Source organism: Geobacillus sp. C56-T2 (genome assembly GCF_007829715.1).
Classification (GTDB): domain Bacteria; phylum Bacillota; class Bacilli; order Bacillales; family Anoxybacillaceae; genus Geobacillus; species Geobacillus icigianus.
Genome location: NZ_VJWB01000001.1, coordinates 2,048,258 through 2,064,364, shown reverse-complemented (window position 1 = coordinate 2,064,364; position 16,107 = coordinate 2,048,258). Strand labels below are relative to the sequence as shown.

The 16,107-nt window shown below is 51.7% G+C and carries 13 protein-coding genes and 2 pseudogenes; 11 read left to right on the top strand and 4 right to left on the bottom strand.

The features are described from left to right. Positions 1–121 precede the first annotated feature (121 nt). The 6 genes from GC56T2_RS10245 to GC56T2_RS10220 all read left to right on the top strand — a co-directional run bounded on the left by GC56T2_RS10245 (position 122) and on the right by GC56T2_RS10220 (position 7,026). The gene (locus GC56T2_RS10245; protein WP_144977239.1) at positions 122–1,435 is read left to right on the top strand and encodes an MFS transporter; all 1,314 of its coding nucleotides are present in this window, start codon (positions 122–124) and stop codon (positions 1,433–1,435) included. Between the two features lie 309 nt (positions 1,436–1,744). Then, positions 1,745–2,749 carry a LacI family DNA-binding transcriptional regulator gene (locus GC56T2_RS10240; protein ID WP_144974961.1) on the top strand — a complete coding sequence of 335 codons (1,005 nt, stop codon included), beginning with the start codon at positions 1,745–1,747 and terminating at the stop codon, positions 2,747–2,749. A 152-nt stretch (positions 2,750–2,901) separates the two neighbouring features. Then, complete coding sequence (locus tag GC56T2_RS10235; protein WP_144974959.1) at positions 2,902–3,981, top strand: Gfo/Idh/MocA family protein; 1,080 nt, start codon at positions 2,902–2,904, stop codon at positions 3,979–3,981. A 60-nt stretch (positions 3,982–4,041) separates the two neighbouring features. Continuing rightward, positions 4,042–4,791, top strand: coding sequence for a ThuA domain-containing protein (locus GC56T2_RS10230; protein WP_144974957.1), 750 nt, complete (start codon positions 4,042–4,044; stop codon positions 4,789–4,791). Beyond that, positions 4,788–5,942: a Gfo/Idh/MocA family protein gene (locus GC56T2_RS10225; RefSeq protein WP_144974955.1), complete on the top strand. Its 1,155-nt coding sequence runs from the start codon at positions 4,788–4,790 to the stop codon at positions 5,940–5,942. The genes GC56T2_RS10230 and GC56T2_RS10225 overlap by 4 nt, the downstream gene beginning before the upstream one ends. A 112-nt stretch (positions 5,943–6,054) precedes the next feature. Further along, on the top strand, positions 6,055–7,026 hold the full coding sequence (locus GC56T2_RS10220; RefSeq protein ID WP_144974953.1) for a sugar phosphate isomerase/epimerase family protein: 972 nt from the start codon (positions 6,055–6,057) through the stop codon (positions 7,024–7,026). A gap of 73 nt (positions 7,027–7,099) precedes the next feature. Here GC56T2_RS10220 and GC56T2_RS10215 read toward each other — a convergent pair whose 3' ends face one another. From GC56T2_RS10215 to GC56T2_RS10205, 3 genes are all read right to left on the bottom strand, one after another. Further along, on the bottom strand, positions 7,100–7,567 hold the full coding sequence (locus GC56T2_RS10215) for a CBO0543 family protein (protein WP_144974951.1): 468 nt from the start codon (positions 7,565–7,567) through the stop codon (positions 7,100–7,102). Positions 7,568–7,841: 274 nt separating this feature from the next. Then, complete coding sequence (locus tag GC56T2_RS10210; RefSeq protein ID WP_144974949.1) at positions 7,842–8,174, bottom strand: hypothetical protein; 333 nt, start codon at positions 8,172–8,174, stop codon at positions 7,842–7,844. 66 nt (positions 8,175–8,240) lie between these two features. Next, positions 8,241–8,702, bottom strand: a complete 462-nt coding sequence (locus tag GC56T2_RS10205) for a CBO0543 family protein (protein ID WP_144974947.1) — start codon at positions 8,700–8,702, stop codon at positions 8,241–8,243. 223 nt (positions 8,703–8,925) lie between these two features. On the opposite strand from GC56T2_RS10205, the gene GC56T2_RS10200 reads away from it, so the two are divergent. The 4 genes and pseudogenes from GC56T2_RS10200 to GC56T2_RS10185 all read left to right on the top strand — a co-directional run. Further along, positions 8,926–9,252, top strand: a complete 327-nt coding sequence (locus tag GC56T2_RS10200) for a nucleoside triphosphate pyrophosphohydrolase (RefSeq protein WP_144974945.1) — start codon at positions 8,926–8,928, stop codon at positions 9,250–9,252. Further along, entirely contained in the window at positions 9,245–11,692 is a 2,448-nt protein-coding gene (locus GC56T2_RS10195) for a DEAD/DEAH box helicase family protein (RefSeq protein ID WP_144974943.1), read from the top strand. The genes GC56T2_RS10200 and GC56T2_RS10195 overlap by 8 nt, the downstream gene beginning before the upstream one ends. 102 nt (positions 11,693–11,794) lie before the next feature. Then, a complete protein-coding gene (locus GC56T2_RS10190) occupies positions 11,795–12,586 on the top strand; it encodes a putative hydro-lyase (protein WP_144974941.1) in 792 nt (263 codons plus the stop codon). Between the two features lie 496 nt (positions 12,587–13,082). Continuing rightward, positions 13,083–13,472, top strand: a pseudogene (locus GC56T2_RS10185) (transposase); the annotation flags it as partial. 207 nt (positions 13,473–13,679) lie between these two features. On the opposite strand, the pseudogene GC56T2_RS10175 reads toward GC56T2_RS10185, so the two are convergent. Further along, positions 13,680–14,270, bottom strand: a pseudogene (locus tag GC56T2_RS10175) (ExeA family protein); the annotation flags it as partial. Positions 14,271–14,498: 228 nt separating this feature from the next. On the opposite strand from GC56T2_RS10175, the gene GC56T2_RS10170 reads away from it, so the two are divergent. Then, positions 14,499–15,671, top strand: coding sequence for an RNA-guided endonuclease InsQ/TnpB family protein (locus GC56T2_RS10170; RefSeq protein ID WP_144974939.1), 1,173 nt, complete (start codon positions 14,499–14,501; stop codon positions 15,669–15,671). Positions 15,672–16,107: the final 436 nt, after the last annotated feature.

Below are 16,107 nucleotides of genomic sequence, written 5' to 3'. Positions count from 1 at the left end.
GCGCTGCTTTGGAAGCCGTCGTGAAAGAGAAAGATGGTTTTTGTAAGCGCTAACATTAAAGGGTAATCGGCTAGAGCTGCTTCAGCTATTATTCATTCGTTTTTCCGCGGTTTCACATATGATGAAAGGGGTGTTGGCAGCAGTGACAACGACGATGGATGCGGCGGAATTAAAACGCCAAAAAAGGCGGGCTGTGATTTCGAGTGTGGTCGGCACGACGATTGAATGGTATGATTTCTTCCTTTACGGGACGATGGCCGCGCTTGTGTTTCCGCAGCTCTTTTTCCCGCAAAGCGACCCGTACGTAGCGCTTATGCAGTCATTTACAACGTTCGCCTTAGGGTTTGTTGCTCGGCCGGTCGGGGCTGCGATTTTCGGCCATTTCGGCGATAAAATCGGCCGGAAGGCGACGTTGGTCGCCACTTTGTTGTTGATGGGGCTGGCGACGGCGTTGATCGGTTTGATGCCAACGTACGAACAAATCGGCTTATGGGCCCCAGTCTTGGTGACCATACTCCGTCTCATTCAAGGCATCGGAGTCGGCGGAGAATGGGGCGGCGCCATTTTGATTGCGATGGAGTGGGAAGAAGGAAAACGGCGCGGATTGATGGCTTCGCTGCCGCAAATGGGCGTGCCGTTTGGGCTGTTGTCCTCTTCGCTCGTGACGACATTAATGCTCGCGGCTGGCGGTGACAGCTTTTATGCGTGGGGGTGGCGTGTTCCGTTTCTGCTTAGTTTCCTGTTGATTGCCGTCGGCCTATATATCCGGCTGAAAGTGCTCGAATCGCCGCTGTTCCAAGAAGCGATGAAAAAACAAGAAACGAGCAAGATGCCGGTCGGCGAGGTTCTCGCCAAACATCCGCGTGAAATTCTTTGGTCCGCGCTCGCACGGGTGATCGAAAACGGGTCGTTCTATATTTTTGTTACGTTTATCGTCAGCTACGGAACGACATTTTTGAAAATGGACAAAAGCATTTTCGTCAATGCGACGATTATTGCGGCCATTATCAATGCGCTTTCCATTGTGTATTCCGGCCATTTATCCGACCGGTGGGGGCGGCGGCGCGTCTATATGACAGGCGTCATTTTGCTTATGCTTTGGGCGTTCCCGTATTATTGGCTCGTCAACACAAAAAGCGTAGGTCTGATCATGTTGGCGACGATCATTGCCATGGTGTTCCACGGTATGCTGTATGGCCCGCAGGCAGCCATGATCGCTGAAAACTTCCCGACGCGCCTGCGCTACAGCGGCGCTTCGCTCGGCTACCAGTTGGCATCGATCATCGCCGGCGGCCCGGCACCGCTCGTGAGCACGTGGCTGCTGCATAAATACGGCAGTGCAACGGCCATCTCCTTCTATATCGTCGTCATGGGCTTGATCTCACTGGCCGGAGTGAAAATGCTGCAAGACCGAGCGCGCCAGGCGCTTGATTAATAATCAATCCGAATCCATAGGCGCCCCTGCGTTCGGGTAGGGGCGCTTTTGGTGCTGAATCGCTTGACTTTCTTGTAAAAAAGCAAGCTGTGGGTAAAGCTAAGGAAAGCGATTGATTTCAACGATCATCGCCAAACTAGGTGTTTATCAATCGTTGCCAACTAAAAGATTGTGATGCTGGCCACTCATTCCTTCACAGGGAGTAACTATCACAGATTTTTATTCATACGAAAAGAGGACTTGACAACGGTACTGAACTTCATATACGATGGGAATGTAATCGATTACATAACTGAGAGGATCTCATCTATGGCAAGCATAAAAGACGTAGCGAAACGGGCGAACGTATCGACGGCAACCGTGTCGCGCGTATTGCGCAATGCCGGCAACGTCACGGAGGAGACGAGAAAGCGCGTGCTTGAGGCGATCGAAGCGCTCAACTATCAGCCGAACGTGCTCGGCCGGTATTTGCGCCGCATGGAAACGGAAACGGTGCTCGTCGTTGTGCCCGATATTACGAATCCGTTTTTCTCGAAAGTGTTGCGCGGCATCGAAGCGGTCGCTCTCGAGCACGGCTATCAAGTGCTGCTTGGCGATACGCAAAACGATGCCCGGCTTGAGGAGCAATATTTAAATGTGCTGCCGCAGCGGCAAGTCGACGGGATGATATTTTTGACCGCCCGCATCCGCAAAGAGCTGATGGAAGAGATGGCGAGGCAGTTTCCGATCGTCCTCGCGTGCGAGTATTTGGAAGGGACGGACATCCCGACCGTGTCGATCGACAACATCAGCAGCGCCCGCAAGGCGACAGAACATTTGATTCGCCTTGGCCATCGCCGCATCGCCCACCTATCCGGGCCGATGAACATCATTTTGAGCCGCGATCGGCTGCGCGGCTACTACCAAGCATTGGCGCAGCATGACATCGATGCCGATCCAGCGCTCGTGCAGGAAGGCGATTTCACTTATGAATCCGGCTATAATGTCACATTGAAGCTGCTCGCTCTCGAAGAGCCACCGACGGCGATTTTCGCCGCCAACGATGAGATGGCCATTGGGGCGATCAAGGCGGTTCGCCATCGCGGCGGCCGTGTTCCGGATGATGTCGCTGTCGTCGGGTTTGACGATATTCAAATGGCCTCGATTTTTGAACCGAGCCTCACGACGATCGCCCAGCCGATGTTTGAAATCGGCCAAAAAGCGATGGAGCTTTTGCTTCAGCTAATTGAAGGGAACAGTGTCGAGCGCCGCCAGTTTGTGTTGCCTGACCGCCTCGTCATTCGGGATTCGTCCGGGGGGAAGCGCCCGGTTTGATGGAAGCGCTCCCTTCCCTGGCGGCAGGGGAGTAGGCCCGTTTTTTGTGAATGTGATGTAATCGATTACATCGCGGAGTGCGTTGCTTCAAACATAGAGGCGACGTAGAAGCAGGTTGCGCGAAAACAAGTGAACGCAAGGGGGAAATCGATATGGAACACGCACGTCCAATCCGCCTCGGATTGATCGGGGCTGGGGGGATTTCAAAAGAACATATCAAAGCGGCGCTCAAGCTCCCAGAGCGTGTCGTATTGCAGGCTATTTGCGATGTCAATGAACAAGCAGCCGCGGAAAAAGCAGAAGCATACGGCATCCGCGACGTGTACCGCGACTATACAGAGCTGCTCGCCTCACCGGATGTCGATGCCGTCATCATTACCGTGCCGAACTTTTTGCACGCCCAAGTGGCGGTCGACAGCTTGCGGGCCGGAAAACACGTTCTTTGCGAAAAGCCGATGGTAACGAAAGCGGAAGAAGCGGATGCCATCATCCGCGCCCGTGATGAATCGGGGAAACAGTTTATGGTCTCGCTGAACAACCGGTTCCGCCAGGCGGCGCAATGGCTCCATAAACGCATCGCAGAAGGCGCGTTCGGCGAGATTTATTATGCGAAAACGGGCTGGGTGCGCCGCCAGGGCATTCCGGCGTGGGGGGCGTGGTTTTTTGACCGCGAGCGCTCCGGAGGCGGCCCGCTCATCGACTTAGGCGTTCATATGCTTGATGTTACACTTTGGCTGCTTGGAAACCCGAATCCGGTCGCGGTGACGGGGAAAACGTACGCCAAATTCGGCCCGCGCCACCAAGGGGCATGGCCGGGGACATCGTTTGCGCCGAACGCTGCGTATACGGTCGAAGATTTTGCTTCGGCGTTCATCCAGCTGGAAAACGACGCAACCGTGCTCCTTGAGACGAGCTGGGCGTCGCACATCGAAGAGGAGCGGGCGTATGTCGAGTTTCTCGGCACGGAAGGCGGCGTGCGCTGGGAGTGGAATGTGGCCGGAAACCGCCAAGAAGTGAAATGGTTCCGCCATGAGCACGGCGTCCCGGCTGATGTCATCCTCCATTTTGACGATCAAGGCGAACGGGTGGCACTGCTTGACCATTTCGTCACAAGCATCACGGAGAAGACGGCGCCGCTTTGCACGGCGGAACAAGGGCTCACGATCGCCAAAGTGTTAGAAGCGATTTATGCCTCGTCCGAACAAGGGCGGCAAGTCCGCATTGAATGGTAAAGATCCACTGCTTTTTGCTTGCCGCGGCAAGCCGAAATCCAATCGAGGGGGAACGAACATATGACAACACCAATCCGCGTCGTCGTCTGGAACGAATTTCGCCATGAAAAGAAAAATGAAAAGGTAAGGGCGATTTATCCGGATGGGATGCATGCCGCCATCGCGGGCTACCTGGCTGAAGCGGGGTTTGACACAGCGACCGCTGTGCTCGACGAACCGGAGCACGGCTTGACCGATGAGGTGCTCGACCGGTGCGACGTTCTCGTCTGGTGGGGACATATCGCTCATGATGAAGTGAAAGACGAAGTAGTCGAACGCATCCATCGCCGCGTGCTCGAAGGAATGGGACTCATCGTCCTTCATTCCGGCCATTTCTCGAAAATTTTCAAAAAGCTGATGGGAACGACATGCAATTTAAAATGGCGTGAGGCGGATGAAAAAGAGCGGCTTTGGGTCGTCGCCCCGGGCCACCCGATCGTCGAAGGGATCGGGCCGTACATCGAGCTCGAAGAAGAAGAAATGTACGGCGAGTTTTTCGACATTCCGGAGCCGGACGAAACGATTTTCATCAGCTGGTTTGAAGGCGGCGAAGTGTTCCGCAGCGGCTGCACGTTCACACGCGGGAAAGGGAAAATTTTCTACTTCCGTCCTGGCCATGAAACATACCCGACGTACCATCACCCGGACGTGCTGAAAGTGATCGCCAACGCCGTCCGCTGGGCCGCGCCGGTCAACCGCGGGGAAATCGTCTTCGGCAACGTCAAGCCGCTGGAACCGATCAAAGCGAAACAAGGGGGAACAGCGCGATGAAACCGATCAACGTCGGCATCATCGGCACCGGCTTTTCCGCCTCGTCCCATATCGAGGCGCTCCGCCGCCTGCCGTTGGTGAACATTGTCGCCATCGCCTCAAGCAGCCAAGAAAAAGCGGAGGAAGCCGCGCGCCGGTTCGGGATTCCGAAAGCGTACGGCGACTACCGGGCGCTGATTGACGACCCGGACGTGGAAGCGGTCCATAACTGCACGCGCAACGTCTTGCATTTTCCGATCAACAAGGCCGTGCTCGAGGCGGGGAAACATTTGTTGTCGGAAAAGCCGCTCGCCATGGACAGCGAGCAGTCGGCCGAACTGAAACAACTGGCGGAAAAAAGCACAGGTTTGAGCGCTGTCTGCTTCAACTACCGCCATTATCCGCTTGTCGCTGAGGCGAAAGAGCGGCTCGCCCGCGAAGCGAAGCGCGTCCATTTCGTCTATGGCGGCTATGTGCAAGACTGGCTGCTTTATGACACCGACTACAACTGGCGGCTCGACCCGGCGCAAAACGGCCCGTCGCGCGCCATCGCCGACATCGGCTCGCACTGGTGCGACACAGTGCAATACGTGCTCGGCAAACGCATCGTCGAAGTGTTCGCCGATTTGCGCACCGTCCATCCGGTTCGCTACAAGCCGAAGCAGGAAGGAAGCACGTTCACATCCGGACGCGCTCAAGACGCCGAACCGGTCCAGATTGATACGGAAGACGGCGGCAGCGTGCTCGTCCATTTTGACGACGGCACCCACGGCGCATTCACGATTTCCCAAGTGAGCGCCGGCCGGAAAAACCGGCTCTATTTTGAAATCGCCGCCGATGCCATGACGCTCGCCTGGGATCAGGAGCACCCGAACCGCCTCTGGGTCGGGCGCCGCAACGGCCCGAACGAAGAAGTCGTCCGCGACCCGGCGCTCTTGTCGCCGCGTGCCGCCTCGCTCGCTCATTACCCGGGCGGCCATGAAGAGGGCTGGCCGGACGGGCTGAAAAACTTGTTCTTAGACTTTTACAGCGCCATCAGCCGGAAGCAACGAGGCGAGGCGCTCGGCGAGCTGCCGTTTGCGACGATCGCCGACGGCCATCATACGATGACGATCGTTGACGCCATTTTGGAAAGCCACCGGACGAAACAATGGGTGCGGGTGGCGGAATAAACAGCGTCAGCGCGGCCGGCACGGGCGCGAACGGCGCGCCAAAACAAAACGACACGGTGGGGCCGGCCGCTGACTGACCGGCCCTACACCGCAAGAAGGGGGAGAAACATCAATGAAAGTAGGCGTATTTACCGTCTTGTATCAACAGCTGCCGTTTGAAGACATGCTCGACAAAGTGGCCGCGATGGGCATTGAGGCCGTCGAGCTCGGCACCGGCAATTACCCGGGCAGCGCCCATTGCGATCCGGATGACCTGTTAGACCAGCCGGACAAAATCAAGGCGTTGAAAAAAGCGGTTCACGACCGCGGACTTATCATCAGCGCGCTCAGCTGCCATGGCAACCCGCTCCATCCGGACAAAGCGTTTGCGAAACAATCGCATGACACGTGGCGGAAAACAGTGAAACTCGCCGAGCAGCTCGAAGTCCCGGTCATCAACGCCTTCTCCGGCTGCCCGGGCGACCATCCTGGCGCCAAATACCCGAACTGGGTCACGTGCTCCTGGCCGCCGGACTACTTGGACATTTTAAAATGGCAATGGGACGAAGTCGTCATCCCGTACTGGCGCGAAGAAGCGGCGTTCGCCAAGGAGCACGGCATTCATCAAATCGCCTTTGAAATGCATCCGGGCTTTGTCGTCTACAACCCGGAAACGCTCCTCAAACTGCGCGAGCACGTCGGCGAAGCGATCGGCGCCAACTTCGATCCGAGCCATCTCCTTTGGCAAGGCATCGACCCGGTTGAAGCGATTAAACTGCTCGGCCGCGAAAAAGCGATTTTCCACGTCCATGCGAAAGATACGTACTTGGACGAAGTGAACATCCGCAAAAACGGCGTGCTGGATACGAAACATTACAGCCAAATTCTTGACCGCTCGTGGGTGTTCCGCACCGTCGGCTACGGGCAAAGTGAAAAACGGTGGCGCGACATCGTCAGCGCCTTGCGCGCCGTCGGCTATGACTATGTGCTCTCCATCGAGCATGAAGACATGCTCGCCTCGATCGACGAAGGGCTGTCCAAAGCGGTGGCGCTCCTCAAGCACGTGCAGTTTAAGGAAGAACTGCCCGAGATGTGGTGGGCATAAAAAAGGAGGCGGCAAGGAGCGAGGGGCTCTTTGCCGCCGATCTTTGTTTCTCCATTTGAAAGCTTGGCATCCACTAGCCTGTCGATTGTCCCCACTTATGAATAAGTTCCATCAGCATCCGAACGGAAAACGAGACAAGAAAGAGGCTAGCAAACGAATGCATCCACGTCCATCGATGGTATTCAATCAAATTCGTGTACTTTTCGTAAAGCACCTCAACGGTTGTCAGCGCCGACGTATACAATACGCACTGGACAATAATTCCAGGCAGGCGGGAATGGTACGAAGTTTGGTAAAAATAAACACAAACGGTCGGATAAAGAAAGTATTCAAAAAGAATGCTCGCTTCAAAATATTTGCCTAAAAAACGGACAGGGTACTCTAACAGCTTGGCTTCCACAACAATAACGCCAAAAAACGAGGAAAAGTACGCTTTTAACAGAAACACTAAAATTTTGTCTTTGATGGGCGGGGTTCGCAAGCTGAAAAATAGTAGAATGATGCCAACAACAAGCAACCCCCACAAATGGATTCGGTCCATCCGTTCATCGTCTCCTATAATGGCTTGGTTTATTGGTTAGTATGTGCGGCTTGGTGTCAAATCATCTTCAACTAGGCTGTTTTTGTCCGTACTTTGTCGCCAGATGGAGAGACCGCTCCATATCCGCAAGCCGTTGTATGAAGGGGAAACGGTGGTTTTTCCCTGTCTTTCTAAGCATCATGTGCATCGTATCCAAGACGAAGAAAGAGAGGGACAAGGATTCGCTGGCAGCTTCAGTGTCCCCATGATCCAGCAAGTGCGTCAGCCCTGCATCTTACACAGCAAGCGCCGCTTGGCGGCGGATGCGCCCTTTCATGAACAGAAGCCGATGCCCATCGACGGTCAAATCGATCATCGCCCCATCGAGCACATCGTGTCCCGACTCCCGTTCATTCGCCTGCAAATACGCGACCCGATACCACTTCTGGCCGTATTCAAAGTACATATACCGCCCGCGGCGAAAATCGATCCAAAACTTCACCGGCTCCCCGTTCACGGTTTTCCAGACATACCCCCACGCCCGGTCCTGGCGAACCGGCGCCATTTTCGGGCGCGCCGAATTGATCGCTTCATAGTACAATCGGTGTTTCACGTCAAACAGCACCACGATTCTTGTCCCCTTTCGGATAGGCTATAGTATATGTATAGCGCTTCAAAGGAAAAGTAGACATGCCTACTTCTCCGTCTTCCCCACCACCCGCCCCGCAAGCAGCCGAACGGCGAGCGTTAAGAAAAACATCGTCACGAAGGAGTACACCCATGTCCAGCGGTGGTACTCAATCAAATCCGTATACCGCTCAAATACTACCTCTACCCCCGTCAACACCGCCGCATACCCCGCACATTGCGCCGCCACGCCCAACCTGCGCGAACGCCTTGATGTCGCATACACATATACGCTAACGACCGGATAGAGAAGATATTCAAAAATGACACTATTGTCCGTATAAGCGGCAAAAAAACGGACCGGATACTCGAGCAGCCCGGCCCCAGCCACGATCGCACCGAAAAAACTCGCCGCATACGCATTGAGCAGAAAGGAGATTGACACTTCCCGCAACGACAACAAGCGGAAACTGAACAAAAGCAACCCGGTGCCGACCGCTACAAGCAGCCAAAGAATGAGGCATTCCATACAAGCCTCCAAGCACGAATCATGTCGATTTTTCTTTAGTATGGCACGGAGGAGGGGGGAGTATGTGAGTCTTTTGGTTTAGTTATTTTGTGACGATTGATAACAGTTTTATTTAGCCAGAAACAATAGTCCTTAGAAAAAGGGCCTTCTGCTTGTTCTTTCTATGAAAAAAAGGCGATATTTTGTAAAATAATAGTATAGTCTCGTAGATGGAGGAGTAGATATGCCGATATACAATAAACTCGTTCGCGACCGCATCCCAGCCATTATCGAACAAGCCGGAAAAACGTTCACCACTCGCATACTCAATGAGGAAGAATATAAGAAAGAACTGCAGAAGAAAGCGTTTGAAGAGCTTGAGGAGTATGTTCAGGCAGCGACCGGCGAGGCCGCCCTCGAAGAGCTTGCGGATGTGTTGGAAATCATTCATGCCTTAGCCGCATGTCATGGCGCTTCGATCGAACAAGTGGAACAAATCCGGGCGAAAAAAGCAGAAGAACGCGGGGGCTTCCGTGAAAAAATTTTTTTAGTCGAGGTTCATGATGGGTAAAGTCGAGTTGATTTCACGGCGGCTCATTGACAAGCTGCAGGAACAAATAGGCCGCTCATCGACGATATACATATTGACGTCGTTTGCCATGAAATCCGGGGTCCGTCTATTGAAGGACAGTTTGCGGGTAGCGGCAGAGCGGGGGGCAGACATCAAAATTTGTATCGGTGATTACTTGTTTGTCACCCAGCCGGAAGCGCTGCGTGAACTGATTTCGATTCATCCTGACATCGAGGTGCGTCTGTTTAGAAGTGATGGGATTTCGTTTCATCCGAAGGCTTATCTGTTTGAGGACAGCAAACAAGGCTACTTTATCATCGGGTCTTCTAATTTATCTCATTCAGCTCTCACAGACGGCATCGAGTGGAATGTGGGGCTGGATAAAAGTGTTGATGAAGATGTATTTGCCGAAGCGATGGAGCAGTTTTTAAAGCTGTTTTACGCTCCCGAAACGGTGCCGGTCAACGCCGAAACGATCGCTGACTACGAAAAACAGTATCAAGATAATCACCAACGCCATCCCAACTTATCTCGTACGTGGGCTAAGACAGAGGAAATCGAGTTAATGCTTCCGTCGGAAACGGAAAAGAAGCAAGATGGAGAGACGGCGGACAAGGCCGATGTTGTTCATGAAACGACGGCGCCCTATGGAACGATTCAGCCGCGCTTTGCCCAAGTTGAGGCATTGGAGCGGTTGGAAGCGGCCTATGAAGAAGGATACGATAAAGCCATGGTTGTCATGGCGACCGGGTTGGGAAAAACATACTTGGCCGCTTTTTTTGCCCGCCGTTTTTCGCGAGTGCTGTTCATCGCCCATCGCGAGGAGATTCTTCGTCAGGCAAAACAATCGTTCGAACGTGTGATCCCGGATCGAACGGCGGGTATATACGACGGCAATCAAAAAGACGGAAATGCGGATATGGTGTTTGCCTCGATCTTTACGCTGAGCATGAAAAAACATTTGCTTTCGTTTCGTCCTGACTCATTTGACTTGATTATTGTCGACGAGTTCCACCATGCGGCGGCTCGCTCATATGAGCGCGTCCTTCACTATTTCCGGCCGGAGTTTTTGCTTGGCATCACCGCCACCCCAGATCGGAACGACAATAAAGATGTGTACGCGATTTGCGATGGAAACGTTGCCTACCGCATAGACTTTATTGAAGCAGTGCAGCGCGGTTGGCTTGCGCCGTTTCGCTATTATGGTGTGTACGATGACACCGATTATTCGCAAATCAAATGGCTCGGCAGCCGCTATGATGAGAAAGAATTGCTTCAAGCGCAGCTTCGCGAGGAGATGGCGGAAAACATTTTGCGAGCATGGGAGCAATATAAGAAAACAAGAACACTTGTTTTTTGTTCATCGATTCGGCAAGCCGATTTCTTGTGTGAATATTTCCGCCGCCATGGCTACCGGACGATCAGTCTTCACTCGAAGCAAACAGACATCCCGCGCCAACAGGCCATTGCCATGTTGGAACACCGTGAACTGGACGCTATCTTCACCGTCGACTTGTTCAATGAAGGGGTCGATATTCCTTCTGTTGATACCCTTTTGTTCGTGCGGCCGACGGAATCGTTGACCGTCTTCACCCAGCAAGTCGGGCGTGGCTTGCGGCTGTATGAGGGCAAGGACTACTGCGTGATTATTGATTTAATCGGAAACTACCGCAATGCTGATGTCAAACTGCGCCTGTTTGATGCACAGCGGGGCGAAACGAGGAAAAAGGCGAGGGAATTCGTTGTGCCAACGGTTCCGGAAGCGTGCGAACTGCATCTTGATGTTCAGGCCATCCATCTTCTCGAGGAGATGCAGAAAAAACGCCAACCGCGCAAAGAACGGCTGCTGGCCGATTACAGACAGCTTAAGCAGGAGTTGGGCAGACGACCAACGTATTTGGAATTGCATCTTCATAGCCGAAGTGAAGCGGCGGAGTACAAACAAGAGTTCAACTCTTATGTCGGCTTTTTATATTGGGCCGGGGAGCTGTCGGATTTAGAGAAGGAAGTGTTTCTTAAGCATGAACCGTGGCTTGTTGAGGTTGAGCGGACGGTAATGTCGAAAAGTTATAAAATGGTTGTCTTAAAAGCCATGCTCGAGCGTGGGCCTTCGGGTTGGCATGAGCCCATCACTCCGCAACAAGCGGCACCGTTTTTTCACCAGTATTTAATAGAAAAAGAATACCGGAAGCGCATCGATTTTTCCGATGGGGAAACGAAACGACTTTGGGAGTACGACGAGGAAAAGGTGAGCAAACTGGTCGCCCGCATGCCGATGACGAAATGGAGCGGCAGTTCAAGGGGACTGATCTCCTTTGCAAACAATGTGTTTGCGCTCCAATTTTCCATCGCACATGAACACGAAGAAATCTTGTACAACTGGACGAAAGAAATTTGTGAGTATCGGTTGCATGTGTATTTTGAGAGGAAAAGTGGATAAATGAGGGTAAGAGCATCATCCTTAATAACTACGTAGGATATTCGGTCACATGTGCTTACTCGAAGGGAAGCGGCAAATAGAATCTAAGGGGGAGAGGATAAGGTGTTTTCTGTTGCATCAATAAACCCAACAGAGGCTCGGTGGATGATACGAAATAACGAATGGATAAAACCGACGGCAGGAGTGGCAAACGGATATACACAAGCTAACCTAGTTGTTTTGCCAAAAGAATTAGCGTTTGATTTTCTCCTATTTTGCCAACGCAATCCGAAGCCTTGTCCGGTATTGGATGTGACGGAGCCAGGATCATGGGTTCCAAACCTGGTGGCACCGAACGCAGATTTACGTGTGGATTTGCCGAAATACAGGATTTATCGAAATGGCGCACTAACGGAAGAGAGAACAGACATTATTGATCTTTGGAATGAAGAAATGGTCGGTTTTCTAATAGGGTGCAGTTTTACGTTTGAGCATGCTCTAATGAATAATGGAATCCCCGTTCGCCATATTGAAGAAAGCCGGAATGTTCCGATGTATAAAACGAATATTCCATGTGTAAAAGCAGGAAGATTTGAAGGGCCTATGGTTGTAAGTATGCGCCCCATCCCTCGTAAGGACGTGGTAAGGGCAGTCCAAGTCACAAGTCGTTTTCCATCTGTTCATGGGGCTCCTATTCATATTGGTGACCCGGAACAGATAGGAATCAAGAACATTCATCAACCTGATTTTGGTGATCCGGTCACAATACATGAGGGAGAAATCCCTGTGTTCTGGGCTTGTGGGGTTACACCTCAGGCTGTTGCGATGGAAGTAAAGCCGGAAATTATGATTACTCATGCTCCAGGCCATATGTTTATCACCGATTTGCGTGATGAGCAGTTTGGAATTTTGTAGTGCAAATGATTTCTTTATCTCGATCCGGAAGAAAAAGAAGATTAACGTTTTGGTAATCGACAGAATTCATGGTGATCGTTGTTTCTATAATGGATAGATGGACAAGTCATCAACTACATGCGTATTTGAATATGGAAAGAAGGTAGGGGAAGAAATTCTCTAAGCAAAGTCTATACTTCTAAAATAGAAATCGTTGATTGACTTATTTGATAAAACAGTCCATGCTGTTGTTGTCTAAATTTTACGAAATCAGAGGAGAGATGAGTGTAGTACAGGAAACCCGAGTTCGACAGTGACTAGGCAAACAAAATGCCTCTCATCCCTTGATACCAAAGGGACGAGAGGCATTTGGGCATACGTTGAGCGTGTATCTAGGTGCGAGGATGAATACCTAGAATCTTCGGAGGAGGCTCCAGCCCTAGAAGGCCGGTGAAAAAGTACACGCCAAGGCAGGGATGTAGGGGGCTTATGTCGAAAAAGGAAGAAGAATCTTTGAATGGAGCGTGAGCAGATCATGAAAGCCCCCAAACATCCTTCGACTCAGCCTCGTCTGTTTCAAGTCATCGACATGGAGGAACTGGTTCCCCCACATCATATCCTGCGCCAAATCAACGAAGCAGTTGACTTTTCCGTCATTCACGATTGGGTGGCTCCCCTGTACACGGAAAAAACGGGTCGTCCGGCGGCGGATCCGGAACGGCTGCTTCGCCTGATGCTGCTATCGTATTTGTTCGACCACTCCGAGCGGGAGTTGTATGAGATCCTCCCCATGCATGCCGGATACTTGTGGTTTTGCGGTCTCGACTTTGAATCCGTGCTCCATCCGGATCCTCATCACCCCACGCTGCCGGATCGAACGACGCTCGTCAAAACACGGAAGCGCTGGTGTAAATTAGCACATTATTTCAGAATCCCTTTTTCAAATTATTTCAGGCGGATTCCGAAATAATGTGCAAAATTTTTGCGGATTGTTCCGGATTTTGCACATTCTTTCGAAACGTTTGCACGCTCTTTCAGATGAAGATTTCCAGCGCGTCTGGTGGACCGATGGAAAAGAGAAAGTACAAAAGAGGCCGATTCGACCCCTTTCGTGCTAATCCCCCATTTCCTCTGTGGCCATACGTACTACTTCTTCGTCAATGATGTCCTTTTTCAGCTGATGCCCGTACAGCAGGCATGTCGTAGCCAACGTGTTGATCACCCGAGGCCATCCCCGCGACTGCAGGGCAATCGCCTCTAACGCCGATGGAGTGAAGATCGGATGCTTCGCCCCGGCCTGTTTCATCCGATGCTCGATGTAGCCCGCCACCTCCTCCTTCTCGAGCGGCCTCATCCGGCATCGCATGATGATCCGCTGGTCGAGAGGGCGGTGCTGATTGAGCCGCAGCTTCCCCTGTAAATGGGGCAGCCCAGCTAACATCAAGACAAAGGGGTTGGTTGAATCCATCTCAAAGTTGAACAAGATCGCGATGTCCTGTAAAAAGGCATCCTTCGCTAAATGCATCTCGTCCAATATCAACACCGGTGTGATCCGCCGTTCATGATACAACCGCTCAATGGCCTGCTGGATTTGGCGGAAGAGATCCACCTTGCGGTATTTCGGTTCTTCCCCCAACCCAAGGGCCAGCCCGTGGTAAAAATCCATCACGCCTCCGGTCGATAACGGGAAGTAGACCACGTGATACCTCACATTTCGCACCCTTCCGACGAAAATCGGAAGGATTTTTTGTGTCCATTGTCGAATGAATCCTTGACACCCAAGGGGGGTACCCTGTTTGTCTCTTATAACACGGAAATTATTGTAATGAAAAATGCTCATCTACAGAATTATACTAAAGGAACGAATGAATCAGGGGGGCAATGAGATGAGCTCAACTTGTTTTGCTCGTACAATCAAAAGGAGATCATTGTCATGAAAAAGATAACGATGACGGTCAAACTGCCGCTGTTCCGTCCAACCCATGCCAAACAGGAGATGTATCGAACGATGAGAAGCGAGTTTGCCCGGCTGTTAAATCGAGTGCTTGACATCAAACGGCAGCAACCAGCTCTCAACGCTAAGGACATTGATCACCTCCTCAAAAAAGAGAGCATCCTTCCCTCGACAACAAGGCAAGAAGCAAGGAAACTTGCGCTATCCCGTTATGAAGAATGGGAAATGAACAAAACAACGAAATCCTTTCCCCGCTTTAAAGAGAAACAAACGATTTTGTTCAACAATCAAAACTGGCGGCTTCGCTATGACAACGGCCGCCTGAAACTAGGGATCCCTACTATTGAAAAGGGAATCTTGACGTTGGAAAAGTATGTCCCTGTTCAAACGAACGACTACACGGAATTTTGGGTTCAGACGTTGCTGACGGGAGAGTGGGATCGAACGAGTAAGCATTATCATCCTTCTTTTGAACGAATCATAGAGATCAAAAAAGGACAAGGTCAGCTGTATGAAAAGAAAAAACGGTGGTATTTTGCGTTTTCAGTCACCTTGATTATGAGAGAGACGGAGAAACCGGTTCAAGGAAAAACGGTCGGGGTTGATCGTGGACTTAAGATGATTGCTGTCGCTGGATGCGGGCAAACGGGTGAGTATTTGATTTTCCACGGTCGGCATCTCGGCCATATCCGGAGGAACTATCATCGGTTGCGGCGACAACTGCAGACGGCCAAAAATCGAAAGGCCATCAAACGTTTAGGATGTAAGGAGCGGCGAATAGTTCATTACTGGAATCACGTCATTTCAAAACGAATCGTCCAGTTTGCCGAGCAAACTGGAGCGACGGTGATAAAACTGGAACGACTCAAAGGAATTCGCCAAATGAAGCGGCATTGGAAGCGAAGTGACCGCAATATTCATTCGTGGTCCTTTTTCGATTTAGAAAAGAAAATTCAGTATAAAGCGGAACAGAAAGGGTTAACCGTTGAATATGTTGATCCATATAAAACGAGCCAGCAATGCTTCCGGTGCGGGAACGTGAAACGCACGAACCGAAGGGGTTCGTTGTTCCAATGCTCGTGCGGGTATACCAAACAGGCGGATGTAAACGCCAGCTTTGTAATCAGTGCACGACCATCCATCGCGGGGTAACCCGCTGGCAGGGATGCTATGCCCGCGCCAAGGCCGATGGCCCGGCTGTACACTTGCCCAATGAAATTGAACCGCTTGGAAGCTGTGCGCGTTCAGGCGGATGAGATGGAGGTGCAGGTAATCGGTTTCGCTTCTCTGCGGAAAAGATGAGCAAGTTTCATGATTTGTCTGCAGGCAAGAAGCGGACGGAGGCCAACTGAACGTAGTGGGATGATACGGGTTGTTTCAGTGAACTACTCACCATTTAGCTAACGTAATATTTTAGGCAAACGAAAATGGCCTTAGTTGTTATATCAAGAAATTCGCGATGCGGGACCTGGAAAAGAACTGGATTTCGTCGGCACACGATTGGGCAATCGTGTGCCCATATACTTTTAATGTCTTTTGTATTAAGGGTGGAGAGACATTTTGTTTGCCTAGCGACGGTCGAAGTCTG

What these genes read in the sequence shown, in the direction of transcription:
- GC56T2_RS10245 (WP_144977239.1), top strand. Translation starts at nt 122, where the DNA reads ATGAAAGGGGTGTTGGCAGCAGTGACAACGACGATGGATGCGGCGGAA.
- GC56T2_RS10240 (WP_144974961.1), top strand. Translation starts at nt 1,745, where the DNA reads ATGGCAAGCATAAAAGACGTAGCGAAACGGGCGAACGTATCGACGGCA.
- GC56T2_RS10235 (WP_144974959.1), top strand. Translation starts at nt 2,902, where the DNA reads ATGGAACACGCACGTCCAATCCGCCTCGGATTGATCGGGGCTGGGGGG.
- GC56T2_RS10230 (WP_144974957.1), top strand. Translation starts at nt 4,042, where the DNA reads ATGACAACACCAATCCGCGTCGTCGTCTGGAACGAATTTCGCCATGAA.
- GC56T2_RS10225 (WP_144974955.1), top strand. Translation starts at nt 4,788, where the DNA reads ATGAAACCGATCAACGTCGGCATCATCGGCACCGGCTTTTCCGCCTCG.
- GC56T2_RS10220 (WP_144974953.1), top strand. Translation starts at nt 6,055, where the DNA reads ATGAAAGTAGGCGTATTTACCGTCTTGTATCAACAGCTGCCGTTTGAA.
- GC56T2_RS10215 (WP_144974951.1), bottom strand. Translation starts at nt 7,567, where the DNA reads ATGGACCGAATCCATTTGTGGGGGTTGCTTGTTGTTGGCATCATTCTA.
- GC56T2_RS10205 (WP_144974947.1), bottom strand. Translation starts at nt 8,702, where the DNA reads ATGGAATGCCTCATTCTTTGGCTGCTTGTAGCGGTCGGCACCGGGTTG.
- GC56T2_RS10200 (WP_144974945.1), top strand. Translation starts at nt 8,926, where the DNA reads ATGCCGATATACAATAAACTCGTTCGCGACCGCATCCCAGCCATTATC.
- GC56T2_RS10195 (WP_144974943.1), top strand. Translation starts at nt 9,245, where the DNA reads ATGGGTAAAGTCGAGTTGATTTCACGGCGGCTCATTGACAAGCTGCAG.
- GC56T2_RS10170 (WP_144974939.1), top strand. Translation starts at nt 14,499, where the DNA reads ATGAAAAAGATAACGATGACGGTCAAACTGCCGCTGTTCCGTCCAACC.